The organism is Streptomyces sp. Ru73, assembly GCF_002920575.1.
In the GTDB taxonomy this organism is placed as follows: domain Bacteria; phylum Actinomycetota; class Actinomycetes; order Streptomycetales; family Streptomycetaceae; genus Streptomyces.
Genome location: NZ_PQSQ01000228.1, coordinates 1 through 731, shown reverse-complemented (window position 1 = coordinate 731; position 731 = coordinate 1). Strand labels below are relative to the sequence as shown.

General features: G+C 68.4%; 1 protein-coding gene and 1 rRNA gene. Both read right to left on the bottom strand.

Going from position 1 to position 731, the window contains the following annotated elements; genetic code table 11:
* Nucleotides 1-25: 25 nt before the first annotated feature.
* Nucleotides 26-304 carry a hypothetical protein gene (locus C3486_RS36715; RefSeq protein ID WP_181138823.1) on the bottom strand — a complete coding sequence of 93 codons (279 nt, stop codon included), beginning with the start codon at nucleotides 302-304 and terminating at the stop codon, nucleotides 26-28.
* A gap of 212 nt (nucleotides 305-516) precedes the next feature.
* Nucleotides 517-633, bottom strand: a 5S ribosomal RNA gene (rrf, locus tag C3486_RS36710).
* Between the last annotated feature and the right edge of the window lie 98 nt (nucleotides 634-731).

Here is a 731-nt window from a genome sequence, read left to right as displayed (position 1 = left end):
CCCGCCGCGCTCGCCACCACGGTCGTCACGCGGAACCCGCCGCGGTCGCCGCCACGGTCATCCCGGCGGAAGCCACCACGGTCGCCCTCACGACGGTCGTCCCGGCGGTCATCGCGACGGAAGCCGCCACGGTCGTTGCCGCGGTCGTCGTCCCGGCGCGGCCCGCGCGGACGGTCGTCACGGCGGAACCCGCCGCCCGCACCACCGCGGTCGTCACGGCGGAAACCACCGCGCTCGCCGCCGCGGTCATCGCGGCGCGGGCCGCGCGGACGGTCCCCACCACGGTCGTCACGTCGGTCGTCACGGCGGAAGCCGCCGCCGTCGCGCCGCTCACCACCATCGCGCCAGCGCGGCCGGCGCTCCGATCGGTCGTCGGGAGAGTTGGTGGACATCGGCGTGACTCCTGTCTTCGGTACTGCTGGTCATTCTCACGCACCGACCACTACGGCGCGCTTCGGCAAAACAAAAGGACCCCTGGTCCCAGCATGTCGCTGGGACCAGGGGTCCTGAAAGATTGTTCGGCGGCGTCCTACTCTCCCACAGGGTCCCCCCTGCAGTACCATCGGCGCTGAAAGGCTTAGCTTCCGGGTTCGGAATGTAACCGGGCGTTTCCCTAACGCTATGACCACCGAAACCCTATCGGGTTCGAGCGAACAAGCACACTCTTCAGTTAATAATGAAGCATAAAGCTTGGTTCGACCGACGCTGCGACTGTTCGCAACCCGGGAACC